Origin of the sequence: [Clostridium] ultunense DSM 10521 (assembly GCF_000511955.1) — a bacterium.
GTDB lineage: Bacteria > Bacillota > Clostridia > Tissierellales > Tepidimicrobiaceae > Schnuerera > Schnuerera ultunensis.
The window spans coordinates 420,244-439,426 of record NZ_AZSU01000002.1 but is presented as its reverse complement, the minus strand read 5'-3'; the positions used below and the strand labels follow the sequence as shown (position 1 = coordinate 439,426).

General features: G+C 33.9%; 17 protein-coding genes. 1 reads left to right on the top strand and 16 read right to left on the bottom strand.

The features are described 5' to 3' along the window. Positions 1-123: 123 nt before the first annotated feature. The 13 genes from CUL_RS0104915 to CUL_RS0104855 form a co-directional block, all read right to left on the bottom strand. On the bottom strand, positions 124-570 hold the full coding sequence (locus CUL_RS0104915; protein WP_025640695.1) for a hypothetical protein: 447 nt from the start codon (positions 568-570) through the stop codon (positions 124-126). A gap of 1 nt (position 571) precedes the next feature. Next, positions 572-1,378: a DUF3100 domain-containing protein gene (locus tag CUL_RS0104910; RefSeq protein ID WP_005582819.1), complete on the bottom strand. Its 807-nt coding sequence runs from the start codon at positions 1,376-1,378 to the stop codon at positions 572-574. Continuing rightward, positions 1,378-2,580: a M20 metallopeptidase family protein gene (locus CUL_RS0104905; protein WP_025640694.1), complete on the bottom strand. Its 1,203-nt coding sequence runs from the start codon at positions 2,578-2,580 to the stop codon at positions 1,378-1,380. The genes CUL_RS0104910 and CUL_RS0104905 overlap by 1 nt, the downstream gene beginning before the upstream one ends. Before the next feature lie 65 nt (positions 2,581-2,645). Then, positions 2,646-3,896: a serine hydroxymethyltransferase gene (locus CUL_RS0104900; protein WP_025640693.1), complete on the bottom strand. Its 1,251-nt coding sequence runs from the start codon at positions 3,894-3,896 to the stop codon at positions 2,646-2,648. Positions 3,897-4,017: 121 nt separating this feature from the next. Continuing rightward, on the bottom strand, positions 4,018-4,704 hold the full coding sequence (locus tag CUL_RS0104895; RefSeq protein WP_025640692.1) for a response regulator transcription factor: 687 nt from the start codon (positions 4,702-4,704) through the stop codon (positions 4,018-4,020). A gap of 8 nt (positions 4,705-4,712) precedes the next feature. Beyond that, the gene (locus CUL_RS0104890) at positions 4,713-6,272 is read right to left on the bottom strand and encodes a histidine kinase (RefSeq protein ID WP_025640691.1); all 1,560 of its coding nucleotides are present in this window, start codon (positions 6,270-6,272) and stop codon (positions 4,713-4,715) included. A 36-nt stretch (positions 6,273-6,308) separates the two neighbouring features. After that, on the bottom strand, positions 6,309-7,169 hold the full coding sequence (locus tag CUL_RS0104885; RefSeq protein ID WP_025640690.1) for a protease complex subunit PrcB family protein: 861 nt from the start codon (positions 7,167-7,169) through the stop codon (positions 6,309-6,311). Positions 7,170-7,256: 87 nt separating this feature from the next. Continuing rightward, positions 7,257-8,369 (bottom strand): S-layer homology domain-containing protein, encoded by a 1,113-nt coding sequence (locus CUL_RS0104880; RefSeq protein ID WP_005582813.1) that lies wholly within the window; start codon positions 8,367-8,369, stop codon positions 7,257-7,259. Positions 8,370-8,553: 184 nt separating this feature from the next. Beyond that, complete coding sequence (locus CUL_RS0104875; protein WP_005582811.1) at positions 8,554-9,264, bottom strand: ABC transporter ATP-binding protein; 711 nt, start codon at positions 9,262-9,264, stop codon at positions 8,554-8,556. Beyond that, positions 9,264-10,034 (bottom strand): ABC transporter ATP-binding protein, encoded by a 771-nt coding sequence (locus CUL_RS0104870; RefSeq protein ID WP_025640689.1) that lies wholly within the window; start codon positions 10,032-10,034, stop codon positions 9,264-9,266. The genes CUL_RS0104875 and CUL_RS0104870 overlap by 1 nt, the downstream gene beginning before the upstream one ends. Positions 10,035-10,053: 19 nt before the next feature. Beyond that, positions 10,054-11,046 (bottom strand): branched-chain amino acid ABC transporter permease, encoded by a 993-nt coding sequence (locus CUL_RS0104865; RefSeq protein ID WP_005582808.1) that lies wholly within the window; start codon positions 11,044-11,046, stop codon positions 10,054-10,056. A gap of 3 nt (positions 11,047-11,049) precedes the next feature. After that, on the bottom strand, positions 11,050-11,943 hold the full coding sequence (locus tag CUL_RS0104860) for a branched-chain amino acid ABC transporter permease (protein ID WP_005582807.1): 894 nt from the start codon (positions 11,941-11,943) through the stop codon (positions 11,050-11,052). A gap of 28 nt (positions 11,944-11,971) precedes the next feature. After that, positions 11,972-13,132: an ABC transporter substrate-binding protein gene (locus CUL_RS0104855; protein WP_005582805.1), complete on the bottom strand. Its 1,161-nt coding sequence runs from the start codon at positions 13,130-13,132 to the stop codon at positions 11,972-11,974. Positions 13,133-13,458: 326 nt separating this feature from the next. On the opposite strand from CUL_RS0104855, the gene CUL_RS0104850 reads away from it, so the two are divergent. Next, complete coding sequence (locus CUL_RS0104850) at positions 13,459-15,555, top strand: methyl-accepting chemotaxis protein (protein ID WP_025640688.1); 2,097 nt, start codon at positions 13,459-13,461, stop codon at positions 15,553-15,555. Positions 15,556-15,735: 180 nt separating this feature from the next. Here the strand turns inward: CUL_RS0104850 and arcC are convergent, their stop codons facing one another. From arcC to CUL_RS0104835, 3 genes are all read right to left on the bottom strand, one after another. Continuing rightward, positions 15,736-16,689 (bottom strand): carbamate kinase, encoded by a 954-nt coding sequence (gene arcC / locus CUL_RS0104845; RefSeq protein WP_025640687.1) that lies wholly within the window; start codon positions 16,687-16,689, stop codon positions 15,736-15,738. 100 nt (positions 16,690-16,789) lie between these two features. Next, the gene (locus CUL_RS0104840; RefSeq protein ID WP_025640686.1) at positions 16,790-17,992 is read right to left on the bottom strand and encodes a phosphopentomutase; all 1,203 of its coding nucleotides are present in this window, start codon (positions 17,990-17,992) and stop codon (positions 16,790-16,792) included. A gap of 10 nt (positions 17,993-18,002) precedes the next feature. Beyond that, complete coding sequence (locus CUL_RS0104835; protein WP_025640685.1) at positions 18,003-19,178, bottom strand: YhfX family PLP-dependent enzyme; 1,176 nt, start codon at positions 19,176-19,178, stop codon at positions 18,003-18,005. Positions 19,179-19,183 lie beyond the last annotated feature (5 nt).

The following is a 19,183-nucleotide window of genomic DNA, read 5'->3' as shown; positions in this document are numbered from 1 at the left end:
AGTTAATTTCCTTATAAGTACCAACTGTTCCATGTACATTAATATATTATATCATACTATGTACGCACAAAATATAAAAAAATAACCCTAAGGAATTTCTAAATTCCTTAGGGTTAAATTGTTTTAAATTTGCCCCAAAACTTTTAATAAAACATGAGCTATAACTGCAGAAGCCATATAGGTTCCAAACATTACGAAGATTGCAAGAATCACGATTCTCCAGCCTGTCTTTTTAAGTGAATCTAAATTTTTGCCAGTATAAATTCCAGCATAGCCAAGAATTGGAGTAGCTAATGCTAAAAAATTCACCTTTGATACCAGTTCCGATATAATAGCTGAACCAGGAACTCCTGGCACCGTTAAAATTGTTGATAAGGTGACAATATAGGCTACACTTGGAATCTTAAGAGGAATTATCTCAGATAATACTATTCCAATTAATGCTATGAGCACTAATATTAACATTCCGGGTATAGCTTCTATTACGCTTACTTTATATCCAGCCATATTTCCAAATACTGAAATTATTCCCGTTATCAATAATACAATTAAAGACTCTTTTAATTTCATTTTAATTTCCCTCCTTAGTTACAGGTGCCTCTGGCAATTGTCCATATTTTAGTTTATATACCCTTTTATATAACCACTCGGATAAAGGTAAAGCTAACCAAAGGGACATATATAAACCATCCAATCCAGAAAGCATATTAGATGTAGCTCCAAAAGCCGTAAGCATCTCTTCCATTTCAGGAAACATTGCAACTAAGGAACCAACACCAGCAGTCATCATACTACCAGAGCCTACTCCTGAAGCCATAGCTAATGCATAAGGATGTAGGGGAGTATTTGCTGCTAAAAAGCTAGCCAATAACCCAATAAATATAGTGCCAAATACGGTTCCAACTATATAAACCCCAAGAACTCCTTGTCCTTCTTTACTATCCAATCCATACATATCACCAATTAAAGCAACATTAGGTTCTCTGGCTATTGAATGGGCTCCACCAATTGCCTCTCTTTTTAATCCTAATAAGACTGCAATTGGAATTCCTAATAAAACGGTTCCTAAATTACCAAATTCTTGTAATATAAGAGCAGGACTGGCAGCTATTATTTTAGGTAATGTAGGTCCAATATTGGTGCCATATTTAGCCATCAATAACATTAAAGTCAAACCTATTAAGGATCCCGCATCCTCCATTTCCTTTTCTTTTGCAATATTCAGAAACTTTGGAGTTGTTAGAAGTCCAAAAATCATAGCATATAACATTGGTAGCAGGACTATTGTTCCAATTCCAATGGGAATGTTTTTTACGCCAATGAATTCAGCAATGACTACCAATATTAAAACCAATAAATGCAGTTTAACATTTTTCATTATTTCACCCCATTTTTATTTTGAATTACATAATCAATGCCCTTTAAAACCATATTGCTCATAACCGTTGAGCCAATAATAAGTGCTCTATCATCGCCATCAAATTTGGGGCTATGCCAAACATAAGTCATATCCTTTTCTTTATTGCCTACCCCTAGCCAAAAGAAAAATCCTGGAATCTTCTCAGTGAAGATGGAAAAATCCTCGCCTCCCATAGAAGGTATCGGGTCAATAATCCCCTCTTCCCCCACTATTTCCTTTGTAGCATCATAAGCTAGTTTTGTTAATTCTTCGCTATTGAATACAGCTGGTAGATCAAATATATAATCTAACTCCACATCTACCATATAAGCCTTTGCAGTATAATCCAATACTTCCTTAATCCTCTTTGGCAACATTTGCCTTGTTTCTGGGAGAAAGCTTCTTACAGTACCTGTCATTTCTACAAGCTCAGAAATAACATTATTGGCTGTTCCCGAATTAAAAGTTCCTATGGAAATAACTGCTGAATCTAAAGGACTAACATTTCTACTTACTATAGTTTGTAAATTCATTATCATAGCAGAGGCTGCTACAATAGGATCTCTTGTGGCATTAGGTATTGCTCCATGCCCTCCTTTCCCTTTAACTCTCATTCTTATAGTATCAACGGCTGCCATTAATCCACCCTTTTTGATGGCAATTTTCCCCCAGGGTATCTCAGGATTATTATGCAAGCCAAAAATTAAATCCGCCTTTACCTCTGTAAATAGCCCTTTCTCTACCATTAATTTTGCACCCTTATTTATTTCCTCTGCAGGTTGAAATACAAACATTACATTTCCCCTTAATTCATCTTTTATACTAGATAAAATTATGGCAGCGCCCATTACAGTAGCTGTATGGATATCATGACCACAAGCATGCATTACTCCATCTATTTTAGATTTGTAGGGCACATCATTTAATTCCTGAATAGGAAGGGCATCAATATCTCCCCTTAGAGCAATAGTAGGTCCATCTTCCTTTCCCTTTAATAAACCTACTACACCTGTTTCCAATCCTATATCTATTATTTCAATGCCCAAGGATACCAGCTTGTCCTTTATCTTTTCAGTAGTCCTATATTCTTTGAAGCTTAACTCTGGATGCATATGAAGGTCTCTTCTAAAATCGATTACTTCCTCTTCATATAATTTTTTCATTTCATCTAAATTTAACATAGAAGTTCTCTCCTTTTTCCACTTTTTTATGAAATCATGGATCCTTATCCCTTCTCAATTCAAATTTATTTAAAATATCCTTCATATAATGGGAAACTTTTACTGATTTTCAATACTTCTGCTTTAATTTCATCAAGTACTTTCTCAGTATCTATATTATCAGCTACTTTATTTATTATTTCCCCTATTTCTTCCATATCCTTTTCCTTCATCCCCCTTATGGTCATAGCCGTAGTCCCTATCCTAATTCCGCTAGTTACCATAGGCTTTTCAGGATCAAAAGGTATCATATTCTTGTTTACAGTAATACCTACATAATCTAAAGCTTCTTCTAATTGTCTACCTGTCAATTTTCTAGGCCTTAAATCTACTAATAATAAATGGGTGTCAGTGCCTCCAGATACTATTCTAAATCCATAATCCGACAATACTTCCCCTAATTTTTGTGCATTTTTTATCACTTGGGTCATCAGCTGTTTAAATTCCTCTGTAGCAGCTCGCCTAAAAGTATAGGCTTTTGCTGCCATTATATGAAGATGGGGGGACCCTTGAGAACCAGGGAACATGGCTTTATCAATCTGTTTAGCATATTCCTCTTTACATAGTATAAAACCTCCCCTAGCTCCACAAAGGGTCTTAGTTGTAGTGGATGTAACAAAATCCGCATATTCCATAGGATTTGGATAGAGTTTTGCTGCTACAAGACCTGCAACATGAGCCATATCTACCAAGAAATAGGCATCTACAGATTTAGCTATTTCTGCAATCCTTTTGAAATCAATAGATCTAGGATAAGCGCTCCCTCCAGCCACAATCAATTTAGGATTATGCTCCTTTGCTATTTTTTCAATTTCATCATAATCGATTAACTCCGTTTCTCTATTGAGGCCATAGGGAATAAAATTATATATTTTCCCAGAAAAATTTACTTTATTCCCATGAGTCAAATGGCCACCTTGATCTAATCTTAGACCTAGCACAGTATCATTAGGTTCTAGTATAGCAGCATAGACCGTTTGATTTGATTGGGAACCGGAATGGGCTTGTATATTTGCATGGCTTGCCCCATATAGGGCTTTTGCCCTTTCTATCCCTAGATTTTCCATTTTATCAATTACATGACATCCTGCATGATATCGTTTGCCAGGAAAGCCTTCTGTAGTCTTATTAGTCAATATACTACCTTGTAATTCTAATACTTCAGTAGGTACATAGCTTTCAGAGGCAATCATTTCAATGCCCGACCTTTGTCTTTCTAATTCCTCTTCTACTATTTTAGATAATATTGGATCTGATTTTTTTAAAGTTTCTAACATATTTGTCTCCCCTTTACATTGTCATTGTGTAGTACTATTATTACAAATATTCTAACTATTTGTAATTAACAAAATCACTATTTTATTGAACTATTTCACCAAACAAAAACAGTAGCCGAAGCTACTGATAATTCTTTGGGGTACTACCAGTTATAGATTTAAAGGTTTTATAGAAATAATTTAGATTGTTAAAACCTACTTCTCCTGCTATTTCCTTTATAGTCAGATCCTCATTTTGTAATAGTTCAATTGCCTTATCTATCCTAAAATTATTTAAATACTTTATAAAGGTCATATTGAAATATTTTTTAAACAGTCTATTTATTTGATTTTCACTAATATGAAATTCTTTTGCACATTGGTTTAGCTGAATAGGATTTTTATAGTTTACACTTATATGCTGGAGTATATCGTTTAATAGTGAATTATCGGTTAGTTTATATCCCAATATCCTGGAAATAGATTGTTTTAATTGGAATGCATCCACAGGTTTTAATAATATATCCTTTGCTCCCAATCTTAGAGATGATTGGGCGTATTCAAAATAGCTATAAGCAGTAATTACAATAAAATTTATGGGATCAGGATAATGCTTATTTATATGGTCCATAACATCTATCCCATCATAACCCGGCATTTCTATATCTAATAATACTAATTCAGGTTTCAAATGGAATATCCTATCTATGGCTTCCTTGCCATTGGCAGCTTCCCCTATTATATCAAGTTGAATATTGTTATTATAAATTAGGTATTTTAATAGATCTCTAGCTAATTCTTCATCATCAACGATCAATGTACTTATCATAGAAATTATCAATCCTCCTTTATAACTGGAAGTACGATCAATACTTTAGTACCTACCCCTTTTTTACTTGAAATCTCAAATTTAAACCTATTAGGATATAATAACTCTAATCTCCTATATATCATCATCAACCCACTTAGATCTATAGTTGTAGATTGTCCCTTTATTCTGTTATTTAATTCTTCCACCTCTTTTTCTTCCAATCCAGAACCATTATCTTCTATTTGCACAACGATTTTATCTTCTTTTTTATAGCAGTTTATTTCTATATATAATCCATCTAATTTATCCTTAAAACCATGAATAAAAGAATTCTCCACTATTGGTTGAATGAAGTTTAAGGGAACCCTTATAGGTCTTACTTCTTCAGATATATTAATATTTATCTTAAGCCTTCCACCATATCTTAATCTCTGTAATTCCAAATAGTCTAAAATAAACTTCATTTCTTCATTCAATGTAACAATAGTATTACTTGATTTTAAGGAATACCTTAATATATTTGACAACCTAATAATTGATTCATAAGTTTTATAACTCCCATCTTTTATAGATAAACTAGCCAGAGCATTTAATGTATTAAAAAGGAAATGATTATTAATTTGAACACTTAAAACTTGTTCCTTTGTAGATCTTAAACTCTCCTCCAATAGCAATTCGTTTTTACTAATATCCTTAATAATTTCCTCCTTTTTACTTAACTCCAGTTCCGTATTCTCCAGTAAATAATAATAGGAAATATTCTTACTCAAAGTTTTTATATGTTGTAAAATAGCCATAACCCTACCTTGATGTACTATCTGCATCTTATTATATAATTCACTATATAAATTAGATTTATGATTTAAATCATTTTGGCTCTTTTCATATATCCTAATATGCCCCCCTTTTATAGTACCAATTATTGCTTCATTAATAATAATTGGCATAACAAAAACCCTTAGACCATACTGGCAGACGAAGGCAGAGGGGTCCTTATAATGGGGTGGCATATATTCATCATTAATATTATATAGATTACAGTTTTTTATACTTTTATCCACATTACAATTCTTTATACAGAATTCCGGATAATTATCAGAAACTATAACGGGTTGATTTAACAGATCGAATATGGCTATAGGGATTCCAAGGATTTTAATAGATTCGTCAAATATTTTTTGAATTTTATCATTAATAATTATAGTATTCTGAGGACTTTCCATATGGGTTTCCCTAGTCTCCAGAATCCTGTTTAAGTGATTGTTTCTATTATAATATACTGGGGTCGATATTATTAATTCTTTAATAGGTTCCTTCCCAGTATTTATAGCTTCATGGACTGATCCTGCATCTATATGGAATAAAGAGCCCGGTTCCTTAATACTCATTTTTTTACCAATAAGTTGTTCTCCTCGTCCAGATAATACATACAAAAACTGTTCATCTCCGTAATGAATATGTTCTTTTTGCCTTTTCCCCGGCAAAATGGTACTAATACCTATATGCATTATATGGGAAGAACTCCTGCCATCTGGTTCATATATCCATTCAATATTTCCCCAGTCAAAATATTGTATATTGCCCATTTTCCCCACTCCTAATTTTATTTTTATATCATCATATTATACCATACTATTTAGATGGGCAAAAAAATTCCCCCATACAAAACTGTATGGAGGATCGCCTAAATTTACCTTATCTATTTCTACGGTTATGGTTTTAAATGTAATTACAGTTAGATGTTCACTATTTTTACTTGGGGGAGTAATGTTTAAGTAAACTTTATATTTATCTTCTTCCCTAAGAATCCTTTCTATTTCCATAGAATAGCCAGAGGTTGGAAAGGATTTAGTAATAGTTACAAATACCTTATTATTTTCAGACTTTGAACTTATACCTTCCACCCCTGAATAAGATTGAACCATTCCCGATAAGGTAAAAGGAATATTAGATATCTGGTCTAGAAAATCACTAATCCTCTGCAATAGTATTATGACTTCAGCTTGAGTAGCATAGGCATAAGGATTAAATTTAGATTTTGATTGACCATTAATTAAGCCTGCGTGGAATAAATCCGCTAAAGCTTTCTTTTTTTCTACAGAAATACCTTCCATATCGGTAAAAGGAATAGTCCCATCACTAGATTTAATGGCCTTTATATCCAACAGCTTTTTTCCTAATATTTGGGCCATGTCGATTCTAGTCATTTTCATCTTCCATCCTATTTCCGTCCTAGTATAGCCCTTTTCCTTCAATAAAGAAGAGAAAGATAAAAGGAATTCATCTTCATAAAATGGGTCATTAGGGTTTAAGCGGTTAAAATTTTCCCTGGCTAGATAGGGAAAATAGTAGAGCAAGAAATCCTTTTGAATCCTTTCTTTAGACCAGTGATTCCCTAATTTTTGCTCCATGCCCGTTGAACCAAAGGCAGATGATGGCATGACTAGGACAAAAATTAAAAAAAGTACAACTGCTCTCTTCATCTTATCCCCCCTTAATCAATAGAGTTGACAAGTTATATCATCAACCCTATTATATCCCCTTTATCCCTTTATTTGGTTACATTATAGTTACAATAATATGGGTAAAACCTCCCATATAAAATTATAGGGAGGTTTACCCATGTCATCCTTAAGGATTTCAAGATGGATAGTCCTATAGCTTATTACTTGGGGTAAAATAGTACCCTTCTGAGGGGGAGCAATAATTAAATGGACTTTATATTCACCATCTTCATAAACTATTTTTTCCACAGCCATTGCATAACCTGGTGTAGGAAATTCTTTTGTAACTGTCAAGTATATTCTGTCTCTATCTTCCTTTACAACTATTCCTTCTTTACCACTATAGGTATTTTCTGTTTTTAGCTGCTTAAAAGGTATTTCTTTTCTATTCTCTATATCCTTTACAGTCTCTTTTACATAAAATCTATATGGAGACTTTCCTAAATATTTTTTATCTATTTCTATATTTGCTGTTAAATAAGTCACTACTGTTGGTAAAATAGTATCTTCATCCGGTGGAATTATAGATAAATCTATTTCATATCTGCTTCCTACTTTTCTTATTTTATTTACCTTCAAATCATATCCAGGGGATCCAAATTCCTTGGTAACGGATACAATTACTTTATCCCTTTCTTCCTTTACAACTACTCCTTCTTTACCACTATAACTAATTTCTGTTTTCAATTGTTTAAAAGGTATAGTTTTTTTATTCCATTTATCCCCTTTCTGCTCTAATATCTTCCTAATCCTTTCTAAAACAGCCTTTAGTTCACCATAAGTTACTTTACTATTTGGATTAAATGTTTGTTTTGTCTTTCCCTTTATTATTCCTTCGTTAAATAGTGCAATTAATTTCTCTTTAGTATTCTTATCCATATGCTTAATGTCTTTGAATGATAATTCCATTGAACTTATATCAATTATATCTTCATCTATTAATAGTTTTCCTAAAATCATCACTAATTCTTCCCTAGTAACATTACCTTTACCCTTAGTAGGTTCCCATGAATAACCATATTCCTCTAGTAGGGAAGTTAACGATGAGTTAAAGTCCTCTCGGGATACAGGTTTATTTGGGTTTGGTTCTTTAGTCTTGTCATTTCTTTCTGCTAGTACTGGTATTGTCATAGCCAGAATCAATACTGCTACTAATAATAAACTAATGAACCTTTTCACTATAATCACTCCTTCCAAAGTTTGGGAATTTCTTTCTTATATTATAGTATATAGAATAGTATTTACTAAAGTATTACATCTATGTTACAATACGGTTACAATATTACAATTAGGTATATATTCCTATTGTCAAACAAAGGATAAACAAAAAGAGGCAGCTATAAACTACCTCTAATATAATAATTTATCTGGCTTCTCCTAGATAAGCCTCCTTCACTTTTTCATCTTCTAAAAGGTCCTCACCTGGCCCCTCTAAAACCAGTTCCCCCGTCTCCAACACATAGGCATAATCTGCCACTTCTAAAGCCTTCTTAGCATTTTGTTCCACCAACAATATTGTATTGCCCTGTTGATGTAGCATCCTTATTATTTCAAATATATCCTTTACTAGGAGAGGAGCTAAGCCTAAAGAGGGTTCATCCATCATAAGCACCTTTGGTCTTACCATTAAGGCCCTACCTACAGCCAACATCTGTTGCTCCCCTCCCGAAAGAGTTCCAGCTTTCTGCCAATTTCTTTCCTTAAGTCTCGGAAACATATCATAAACCTTATCCATATCCTCTTTTATGCCTTTTTGGTCCGTCCTTGTATAAGCCCCTAGTATAAGATTTTCTTCAACTGTTAAATTCTCAAATACTCTTCTGCCTTCTGGCACCATCACTATTCCCTTCTTAACTATATCCTTTGTGTGGAGATTGGTTAAATCCTCTCCATTATATTCAACTTTTCCTTCTGCCTTGTCCACCAATCCCATAATAGCTCTCAGAGTAGAAGACTTTCCCGCCCCATTAGCTCCAATAAGGGTGACTATTTTATTCTCCTCTATGGATATATTAATTCCCCTAAGGGCATTAATACCTCCATATCTAACATGTAAATTGGATACTTCTAACATTACTCCACCCCCAAATAAGCTTCTATAACCCTTTGGTCCTCTTGAATTTCCTCTGGGTTACCTTGGGCAATTAAAACCCCATGGTCTAAAACCAAGATCTCTTCACATATTCCCATGACCACTTCCATATGATGTTCGATTAAAAATATGGTTAAGTCAAATTCTTCCTTAATCTCTTGGATAAAATCCATCAATTCTCTGGTTTCCTGAGGATTCATTCCAGCTGCTGGTTCATCTAATAACAATAGCTTTGGCTCTGTAGCTAAGGCCCTTGCAATTTCCAACCTTCTCTGCATCCCATAGGGTAGAGAATAGGCTTTTTCATCCATTGAATCCTTTAAGCCTACCTTCTCCAATAGATAAAGGGATTTCTCATACATCTCCTTTTCTTCAACCCTGTAGCTAGGAAGCCTTAATATGGAAGAAACCACATTAGATTTAATCCTCAAATGATTGCCAATAAATACATTGTCTAAAACGGATAATTCCTTAAATAGCCTAATATTCTGGAAGGTTCTACATACACCAAGTTTTGCTATTTCATCAGGACTCAATCCTGTCAGTAGATATTCTTCACCTTCCTTTGGATTAAATATAACTTGTCCCTCAGTAGGTTTATACACTCCAGTAACCACGTTAAATACTGTAGTTTTTCCTGCCCCATTAGGACCTATTAGACCAACAACTTGCCCCTTTTCTATATTTGCATTAAATTTATTACAAGCTATAACTCCACCAAATTTCATGGTCATATCATCTATTTTTAGCATCTTCCAATTCACATCCTTTTTAGCTTTCTTTCAATAATCCTTCTTTCCTAAATATAACTACTACCATAAGGATTATAGAAAAAACAACCATCCTCATTCCTGGCACTCCTTTTAATTGAACGAAGCCTAAGTTAATGGATTCATCTAAGAATCTTAAAGCTTCCATCATAACCGTAACTATTATGGCAGATATTACTGATCCCTTTATACTTCCTAAACCGCCTAATACTACAATCAATAATATATTAAAGGTAAGGGTGATCCTGAACATATTTGGGTCAATAGTCCCCAATAATGCTGCCAGAAGCCCACCACCAATTCCTGCTAAAAAAGAACCAAAGGTGAAACTCATAACCTTATGTTTAAATAGATTGATCCCCATAGACCTGGCTGCTATTTCATCTTCCCTAATAGCCTTAAAGGCCTTTCCATAACTTCCATCCATTAAAAAGACCATAAATCCAATGGTAAGAAGGCCTATCCCCCAACTCCACCACACATTGGTGTTATTAGGAATTCCCTTCAATCCTAAAGCCCCATTGGTTATGGATTGGGTGTTGGTAAAAACTACCCTTATTATCTCTGCAAAGCCTAAGGTGGCTATAGCTAAATAATCGTCGGTAAGCCTTAGAACCGGTGCTCCTATTAAAAATCCAAATATCCCTGCCATAATTCCAGCCATAAGAAGAGCAGGAAGGAAACTCCACTCTAAATTAGCTAAAAAGGGTACCATAGGTTTCATAAAAAAATTCATCTCTTTCATAGGAACAGGCATAGTCAAAATTGCCACCGTATAAGCCCCTATGGCCATAAACCCAGCATGACCTAAAGAAAACAATCCAGTAAATCCATTAATAAGATTCATACTAAGACCTAAAGTTATATAAATTCCGCAAAGGTTTATAATTCTTAATTTATAATCATCTAAAGTCCTATTGGCAATAAATAACCCTACTATTGTAGCGACAATAATTATCAAAGAAATATTATTAAATCTATTCTTATCTTTCATAGTCTACACCTTCTCTGTAATTTTTTCACCCATTAAACCTGTTGGTTTAACTAGGAGGATTATGATTAAAAGGACAAATGCAAAAGCATCCCTATATCCAGTTAAATTTGGAAGAAAGGCGATTAGCAAAATCTCTCCTAATCCCAATATGAACCCACCTATAACTGCACCAGTAATATTCCCTATTCCTCCAATAACAGCAGCTATAAAACATTTAAGACCTGGCATAACACCCATTAGAGGCATTAATTGAGGATATTTAGTCCCCCACATTACTCCTCCAACAGCCGCAAGGAAGGAACCGATAAAAAAAGTAATGGAAATGATCCTATTTATATCTATTCCCATTAAACTAGCCGTTTCATAATCCTTAGACAAGGCTCTCATGGCCATACCAGTTTTAGTTTTAGTTATAAAATAGGTAAGACCTAAGAGCAGTATTATGGTAACTGTTGGAATTACGAAGGTAACTATACCTACTGATACTCCTCCTAATCTTATTACCTTATTCAATATATTAGGGACAGGGAAGGCCTTTGGCCTCCCCCCAAATACTACTATTCCAAAGTTTTGTAAAAAGAAGGAGGCCCCAATGGCCGAAATCAAAATAGTAATCCTTGGAGATTCCCTTAATGGTCTATAAGCTATTTTTTCAAGGAGGAGACCGATAAATCCGGTAAATATTGAGGCAAATATAAACACAAGCCACCAAGGAATGGATGTAAATAATATGCCATAATAGGTGATATAGGCTCCTAACATGAATATATCCCCATGGGCAAAGTTTATTAGCCTTAAAATTCCGTAAACCATGGTATAACCTATGGCAATTAAAGCATATAGACTGCCTAAAGAAATACCATTAGCCAAGTGCTGTAAAAAATTTAGATTACCCATATTCAGTCCCCCTTATGTCCCTAGACTATTATTTAGGTTCAACAGTAGTCAGATATACAAATTCACCATTTTCAACTTTATTGATAACAGCAGACTTAACTGCATCCCCATTTTCATCTAAAGTAATATTTCCTGTTGCTCCTACAAATCCTTCTAATTCTGCCAGTCCATCCCTTATAGCTTTTGGATCAGCAGACCCTGCTTTTTCTATGGTATCCATTATTACCATATAAGCATCATAACCTAAAGCCGCAAAAGCATTGGCTTCCTTTTCAAATTTTTCCCTATAGGCTTCTAAAAATATTCCAGACACATTGGTTACTGGTGCTTCTGCTGTAAAGTGGGTACTAAATACAGCCCCCTCTACTGCATCTCCACCTATGGATAAGAATTCAGGCGATTCCCAAGTATCTCCGCCAAGAATTGGAACATCTATACCTAAATCTCTAGCTTGTCTAATAAGAAGTGCAGACTCTCCATAGTTTCCTGGTGCAAATATTACATCAGGATTCTTAGCCTTAACATTGGTTAACTGTGCTGAAAAATCCTGGTCTCCAGTATTATAGGATGAAGTTTCTACTATACTATTATCATCCCCTGTTAATTCCTTAAAGGCATCTATGAAATATTTACTCAGTCCTACAGAGTAATCCTGAGTAACGTCTTGGATAACAGCTGCAGTCTTTGCTCCCAAATCATTTACTGCATAATTGGCCATTACGGTACCTTGGAAAGGATCGATAAAACAAACTCTAAAATAATAATCATTATTTAACGTAACTAATGGATTAGTTGGAGAACATCCTACGGCAGGTACCTCTGCCTTCTTAACTATATCTCCAGCTGCCATAGATAAAGAACTACCATAACTACCGATAATAGCAACTACTTCATCCTTTTCTATCAATCTAGAAGCTGCATTAGCAGATTCTACTTTATCCGATTTATTATCTACTATGACTAATTCTACTTTCTTACCTAATACTTCTCCCTTGGCTTCATGAGCCAGTTCAATACCTTCAACTGTCATCTGTCCACCAGCAGCATTAGCCCCAGTCATTGGCTCAAATACTCCAATTTTTATTACATCAGAGGAGCCACCACCTGTGTCCTGAGATTGACTGCAGCCTGCTAAGGACGAGATAATTAACATTGATACAAGTAACAACAGACCAAATTTCTTTTTCATTAAATTTTCCCCCTTTTATAATATTTAAGACATGTAGCCTTACATGTCTTCTTGTATTGATCTGCAGAAAATAAAGTAGATTCTTAGATAGTTTAGCTAATATTTCTATTTTTTAAAATGTTCCGTATATTTAAAGTATATCTATCCACTATAGATTTGTCAATATATTCTAGTATGCCCAGACTATTCATATTTGTACAAACTATACAATATTATATATTATATTCTAATATTTTCTTAAAAATAGAGGATTTTGAAAACTTTTGTCTAATATTAAAATATGGAAAACTTTATCCTTAAATTTAACATAAAGGAGTTGGAGTTTAATGAAATCAAAAGATAAGAAAAAACTTAGAAAAAAGGTCAAGAATATAGATCATCGTAACCATAGTATAGGAAAAAGAATGATATTATCCACAACTTCCATATTAATTGTTTTAACTTTGGCCCTAGGTCTAGTTTCTTATTTCATTTCTAAAGGTGAATTGATTAAATCCTATAACGAACTACTTTTCAACAAGGCGGTAGATTCAGCAAATTTAGTAGATGAACAGATTATAAGCTATACTCTTTCAGTTGAAACTCTAGGAAATTTAGAAATCATATCGGATCCAGATGTACCCAAAGAAGAAAAATTTGAACTATTACAAACTGAAAAGGCTAGACTAAAATTCTCCCATATTGGTTTAGCTAATGTACAAGGAAATCTAATATTAGACAATGGTACTGAAATAGATATTTACCAAAAAGATTATTTTCAAAGGGCTATATCGGGAAAAACCTACTTTTCAGAGCCTATGAGAAATGAAATAACAGGAAAGGTAGAAGTAATAATTGCTGCTCCTTTGAAACATCGAGGTGCCCATATAGGAGTAATAATAGCCTTTAAATCTGCCGATGAATTCTACCAAATAGCAGAAAATATAAAATTTGGTGAAAATGGATTTGCTTATATATTAAATGAAACTGCAGATATTGTATCCCATCCAACAGTTATAGGAAGCGCTTCCATTGCTAATGGTTCTAACCAAGTTGCTAATTTTGATGGATTGAAGAATCGGGTAGCTCCAAATATAGTCGATGAAGTAATAGCAATGGAGGAAAAAATCAAGGCAGGAGAATCAGGTATTGGTAGATATATAGAAGGAAATAAAATAGTACATATAGGTTTTGCTCCTATAAAATCTAAAGGCTGGACTTTAGTAGTAAGTATAGATGAATCAGAAGTATTAAGTGGGCTAAACTCCTTAAAACAAACTCTGATATATGCTATAATCTTTGCAATTATAATAGGTACATTATTTTCATTAATATTTAGTAGAAATCTTACAAAGCCAATTGCTGAAATTACAGATTGTGCTTATAATCTGTCTCAACTAGATTTTAGCGTAGATATAGAAGAAAAATTATTAAAAAGGAAAGACGAACTTGGAAAAATGGGCTACTCCCTCCAATTAATAATCGACAATATGAGAAATTTTGCCCAAGAGGTTCAAGAATCTTCTCATCAAGTAGCAGCCTCCTCAGAAGAATTGGCAGCCATATCTGAGGAATCTACGGCAGCAGCCACAAATATAGCCGAATCTTCCAATGAAATTGCTGAGGCCTCCCATGCTCAACTTAGTGAGATACTCAATGTAACTTCTTCAATAAAAGAAATATCAAATCATATAGATCGTGTAACTAGACAGACGGAAAATGCAGAAAATTTAAGAATAAAAGTAATAGATAGAACGGAAATAGGAAAAGACAAGATAGAAGAAGTAATCGTACAAATGAGAAATATAGAAGACAGTACCAACAGCGTTAGAGCATCCTTAGACAATATTAGTTCTAGTTCTAAAGAGATGAATCAAATGCTAGAGGTTATCCAAGATGTAGCAGAACAAACCAATTTATTAGCATTAAACGCTGCCATAGAAGCAGCCAGAGCCGGAGAATTTGGTCGGGGTTTTGCAGTAGTAGCCGATGAAATAAGGAAACTAGCTGAAGAAACCCAAAAATCTACTGAGGAAATATATCTTCGATTAGTAAACAACAATGTGTTAATAGAAGATGCCAATGAAAAAATGGATTCTGGAGGTAAAGAAGTAGAGTTAGGAATTACAAGGGTTAATGAAACAAGGGAAAGCTTTAATGAGATTGCTGAATTAATCCATCAAATAGCAAAAAGTATAGAAGAAGTTGTCCAAGCCACTGATAATGTAGAAAATTATGTAGAGTCTGTAGTGGATTCCTCTACTTCCATTGAAAAAATGAGTCAGGACATAGCTTCTCAAATTCAGAATTCCTCTGCAGCTTCAGAAGAACAGATGGCTTCTATGGAAGAAATTACTTCATCCACTGAGAGCCTAGCTTCTCTAGCAGAAGAACTACAATTACTTCTCAGCAATATAAAACTAAAAATGAACATAAAAAACTAGCCCTTTAAGGGCTAATTTTTATGGGGTTGAAGGTCAACATAAATTTGCCAACCTCCATTTGTGTGTGGGTAGTTTAATACATTAATCATTATATCACAAAATAATAAAAAAGGAATATCGAAATTACTATTTATTTCACACTACCCAATAAGTTCCTATTATAGATAATGCCTTCTCTGTTTATTCCGTAGGTAACCCCTCAATTCTAGTTCCCACCCTTTCCTTCACACATTCTCTAGCTTTATCTAAAGATGTTATTATAGCTCTACGGCCTTTTTTACTTTTAACGAATTTTATAGCAGCTTTTATCTTTGGAAGCATAGAACCTGGAGCGAATTGACCCTCTTCCATATATTGTTCAGCTTCCTCAACTGTAAGCCTTTCTAATCCCTTTTCCGTTGGTTTATGAAAATCGATACACACCTTTTCCACTGCAGTAAGGATAATTAGCATATCAGCATCGACTACCTCTCCCACTAACTCCGCTGCTAAATCCTTATCTATTACTGCAGGTATTCCTTCCAGTTTTCCATTATCTTTTCTTATTACAGGTATACCGCCACCACCAGCAGTTATCACTATAAAATTTGACTCTACCAATGCTTTAAGTGTTTTAGATTCTATAATATCTATAGGTTCTGGTGATGGCACTACTCTTCTCCAACCCCTGCCTGCATCCTCCTTCATTATATATCCCTTTCTCCTCTCTAATTCCATTGCCTCCTCCTTTGAAAAGAAAGAACCTACTGGTTTAGTTGGATTGCAGAAAGCTGGATCTTCTTCATCTATTAATACTTGGGTTATCATAGCCGTTATTCCCTTGTCTATACCCCTTTTTCTCATTTCTTCACCTATAGATTGTTGTAAATGGTAACCTATATACCCCTGACTCATGGCACCACATTCTGGGAAAGGCATATTGGGTATACCTATTGCCTTTTCATATACAGAGACAATTTGACCTACTTGAGGTCCATTGCCATGGACAATTACTACTTCATGACCTTCCTCTATAAAATCCACTATAGATGCTGCTGTTTTTTTAGCAGTTTCAAGCTGAGCTTCCGCTGATATATCCTCTGGATTTTCTTGAAGCGCATTTCCTCCTAATGCTATTACTATCCTATTTGCCATATATCCACCTTCTCATTTAGTTTTATCTATATAATTATAACTCAAATTAAATAAAAATAATAATAGCAAAGAAAAATTCTTTACTATTATTTTCAACAATCTACTTAATATATTCTAAAAAACTATTTCCATTTTCAGTTTTTTCTACATTGAAATAATCAGAAATAGTTGCTCCAATATCTGATAAAGTATTTCTTTCTCCTAAAGCTACTTTATTCAACCTCTTACCATATACTAGTAAAAATGTTTTTTCCCTAGTATGTTGGCTAAAACCTATAGTTGGATCGTTGCCATGATCAGCTGTAATAAATAATATATCCCCATCCTTCATACTATTAATAATATCTCCAATATACTTATCCACAATCATTAGCTTTTTTACATACTTTTCTACATCTTGAGCATGTCCAGCTAAATCCGTTTCTTGAACCGTAGCTGCAATAATCCCTTCAGATAAATAACTCATAGAATCCAAGGTTTCTTTCATAACCTTTTCAGTATCTACTGCGGGAATTTTTGTCGCTTTTTCACATTCTATTACATCTTGCATCTTACCAATTAAGGTTACTTCATAATTGTTTCTAGCTAATATAGCACTTATCTGTTTTTCTGGATTTACCCCATATCCTAAGTGCCTACTTAAATAACCTTTATTATACACTCCAGATTTCGGTGAGTTAACACCTATTAGTCCATCTTTCCTTTTTTCTATGCTTCCTAGTATTTGCTCTACACTAACTCCTTCTCCACCGAGAGCTATTACTCTATTTACTTTTACAACAGATCTTACCTTTTTCCCTATATCTATAACTTTTTCGAAAGGAATATAGTCTAACGGAGCAGTTACATTGTATATTTGACCGTAATCTGTTTCAATATTGTCTGCTACCACCACTAAATCATCTACAAGAATATACGGTTTATTTTCTTCAGGACAAGTTACCTTATGGCCTTCCTTTATTAATTGATCAATAACCTGTTCTCTAAAAAAAGAAAAGGGTTCTAATAAGGGTTTCTTTGGTTTAGTACCCATTATTTCTTGATGGCCTACATAACTATCTGCACCATAATGTTCAAGATTTAATATGCCATAACTTCCTATATTGTCTATATTACTCAATCTATTATGGTTGATTATATTATTAATACCCAGCTTTTGAAAATTTGGTATTTCAATACTTTTAGCCTTATCCAATATATGACCAAAAGTATTTGCTCCTATATCTTGTGGCCTATATTTATGAACATCATTCATATAACCTATTCCCAAGCTATCAACAACTACCAAAATAGCACGTTTCATATTATCACCTCTACCTTAACCTATTACCAAAACTATCGTATATCCCTAAAATCCTAGGATTATTATTACTAATTCCTTCTACTAGAGCTACCTCAGATCTGGTTACAAAAATTTGTGTTCTAAAAGCATAGATTACCGTATCTCCTATAGAAATTTTTTTATCCCCTATTATCAGTTCACCATAATAATCAATATTGGTAGGTGAAATATCAGACGCTTCCAATATATTGTTTAACCCTTTTTCTAGGCTAGACCCTACCATCGCCTTTCTTATATTACCTCTTCTATAGTACCCCCCACCAAATACATAAGCTTTCCCATTATAGCAATGAGAAATTTCGCTAACATATACCATAGCTGGGATTTCAGGTTGATCCCTATATGCATTGATAGGGATAGTACCTGTAAATGCATGACCCGGTTCTCCATGAGTTCCACCAATATCTCTAATCATAGATATGGATGCTATAGAATTAGCACTAGGGGCGTTTATTTGTTTTAATTTTATATTCAATTCTTTTTCTAATACCTTTGCACTATTAATCAATGTTTTTGAATTATGAGTTTTTTCTATTATGCCTTTCTCTGGATTATATAAAAAACAAGGGAAAACAGTAACTCCAACAATCCTTACTCCCTTATATTTCATTATCTCCTTAACAGATTCTAGCAATTTTTCAAATTTAAATCCACCTGTTTGTCCTTCATATATTAAATCATCACTATCTACTACTCTCAATAATATATCCTGTACTTTCCCTTGCTTTTCTGCTTCTAAGGCAATTTCTTTTGCTTTTTCAACTGAAAAAACAGTTACCACTTCAGGATCTAACTTTAATATTTCCTTAATCATATTAGATGGTATTTGAACTAAATGTCCTACGTTTCCTATCTTGATTCCATGCTTAGCTAACACCATAGCCTCCCAAGGATCTACAGCTACTGCCTTCTCTATGCCCACTTGAGCAATTCTCTTAGCTACTTCTGGATTTCTGCCAATTTGTTTAGTCATCATGTATATTTCTACATTGTTTTTATCCGCTTCTTCTTTTATTAGCTTTGCATTTTCTACTATCCTATCTAAGTCTAAAACATAAGTATTGGCTCGTATTTGCCCACTCTGGTGTAGATTAATTGCAGTTTCCACTAAATCTATATTCCTTCTCAATGTTATATCTAAAAACATTTAAC